We start from the raw sequence: 550 nt of genomic DNA on the forward strand, positions 1-550 counted from the left end.
GGGACAGCGATGGGAGGGAGAATCTGGGAGTGAGGCGGGCCGGCGTGTACAGTGAAGCGGTGGTCGCAGGAGAAGGTGGACAGGCATGACGGCAGCGGCTAGGAGAGGCGGAAGAGGAGAAAGACAGGGAGGGGCAGGGGCAAGGGGGTCGAGGCAAGAAAGCTCACCGCGCGCATGATAGTGCCGGAGAGGATCGCGTCGAGCGGGCTGTCGCGCAGCGTGGCGTGGGAGACCCAGCGGCGGCGAGGCATGTTCATGATGCTCGAAAGCGACGGCCGTCGCTTTCGAGCATCATGAACATGCCTCGCCGCCGCTGGGTCTCCCACGCCACGCTGCGCGACAGCCCGCTCGACGCGATCCTCTCCGGCACTATCATGCGCGCGGTGAGCTTTCTTGCCTCGACCCCCTTGCCCCTGCCCCTCCCTGTCTTTCTCCTCTTCCGCCTCTCCTAGCCGCTGCCGTCATGCCTGTCCACCTTCTCCTGCGACCACCGCTTCACTGTACACGCCGGCCCGCCTCACTCCCAGATTCTCCCTCCCATCGCTGTCCC

Annotated in this window: 2 protein-coding genes; one reads left to right on the top strand and one right to left on the bottom strand. The window is 66.2% G+C overall.

Annotated elements, in window-relative coordinates; genetic code table 11:
- Positions 1 to 98: 98 nt before the first annotated feature.
- Positions 99 to 257, bottom strand: a complete 159-nt coding sequence (locus VW35_RS21610) for a hypothetical protein (protein ID WP_161796926.1) — start codon at positions 255 to 257, stop codon at positions 99 to 101.
- A 36-nt stretch (positions 258 to 293) separates the two neighbouring features.
- Between VW35_RS21610 and VW35_RS21605 the strand changes: the two genes are divergently transcribed.
- On the top strand, positions 294 to 452 hold the full coding sequence (locus VW35_RS21605; protein ID WP_161796926.1) for a hypothetical protein: 159 nt from the start codon (positions 294 to 296) through the stop codon (positions 450 to 452).
- The last annotated feature ends 98 nt before the right edge of the window (positions 453 to 550 follow it).

Origin of the sequence: Devosia soli, assembly GCF_000970455.1 — a bacterium.
Lineage (GTDB): Bacteria > Pseudomonadota > Alphaproteobacteria > Rhizobiales > Devosiaceae > Devosia > Devosia soli.

Coding starts and splice junctions, on each gene's coding strand:
- VW35_RS21610 (WP_161796926.1), bottom strand. CDS start 257: ATGAACATGCCTCGCCGCCGCTGGGTCTCCCACGCCACGCTGCGCGAC.
- VW35_RS21605 (WP_161796926.1), top strand. CDS start 294: ATGAACATGCCTCGCCGCCGCTGGGTCTCCCACGCCACGCTGCGCGAC.